Annotated in this window: 2 protein-coding genes; both read right to left on the bottom strand. The window is 74.0% G+C overall.

Annotated elements, in window-relative coordinates; translation table 11 throughout:
- The coding region (locus tag BMG07_RS40685) for an STN domain-containing protein (protein WP_198089214.1) at positions 1–335 on the bottom strand (335 nt) is incomplete at its 3' end.
- A gap of 139 nt (positions 336–474) precedes the next feature.
- On the bottom strand, positions 475–1,161 hold a 687-nt coding region (locus BMG07_RS40690), incomplete at its 5' end, for a FecR domain-containing protein (RefSeq protein WP_198089215.1).

Below are 1,161 nucleotides of genomic sequence, written 5' to 3' on the forward strand. Positions count from 1 at the left end.
GCTTCGAGGCCGCTGCCCGCGAGCAGCCGGTCGAGCGCGCCGGGCACGGTGAAGCTGCCCTGCAGGCCGGGGCTTCGCAGGCCCTGCGTCAGCCCCGGGTCGATGGCGACCATCACGTTGGCCTCGCGGCCGAAGCGGCCCAGCACGCTGTCGAGCGAGCCCGCGTCGATGGCGTAGGCGCGGCTCGCGCCCGCCACCGGCGCGCCCGGCTGCGGCTGCTGGGCCCAGGCGACGGGCGTGCCGGCGGCCAACGCGGCGGCAAGGCAACTGGCGCGGGCGACGAGCGCCAACGGGGAAGGCCGGAACTGCGGTCCGGGCCGTGCGGGGAATGCCATGGTGATGAAACTCTCTGTGATCGTTCGGATGGGAGGGCGCCGCGCCGCCTGTCTTTGCGGCGCCTTCTTCCGTTGATGCGCGAGATCCGCAAACCTGCCGGTTTCGACGAAAAAATTTCGCGCCGGTGAGCGGGCGGCGTTATCGCGCCGCGACCGTCACCCAGTAGCGGCTCATGGAACGCAGCCGCACGGGCAGCGTTTCCTCGAGCATGGCCAGCACGGCGTCGGTGTCGGCCAGCGGGAACGCGCCGCTCACCAACAGGCCGCCGACCTCGGGGTCGCAGCGCAGCACGCCGCCGCGGTAGCGCCCCAGTTCACCCAGAAAGTCGGCCAGCCGCATGCGCTCGACCACCAGCGTGCCGTCGGTCCAGGCGGCCGCGCGTTCGTCGGCGCGGTGAAGCTCGCCGATGCTGGCGCGGCCGAAGCGCACGCGGCTGCCCGCCGGCACGCGCGTGACCTGCGACTGCTCGCCCGCGCTCAGGTCGACCTCGCCTTCGAGCACGGTCAGCTCACTGGCGCGCGCGCCGCCCGTGTCGTCATCGAAGGCGCGCACCACGAAGCGGGTGCCGACCGGCACCATGCGCCCGTCGCGGCCGAGCACGATGAACGGGCGCCGCGCCGGGTCCTTGCCGGTGGTCACCATGATCTCGCCGCCCAGCAGCCGCAGGGTGCGCGCCGAAGCGTCGAAGCGCACGTCGACGGCGCTGCGGGTGTTGAGCATGAGCCGCGTGCCGTCGGACAGCACCACGTCGCGGCGCTCGCCCACGCCGGTGCGGTGGTCGGCGCCCAGCGCCGCGATGTCGTGCCGCAGCGCCCAGGCCCCCCA

This window comes from Variovorax sp. E3 (genome assembly GCF_016082275.1).
Lineage (GTDB): Bacteria > Pseudomonadota > Gammaproteobacteria > Burkholderiales > Burkholderiaceae_C > Variovorax.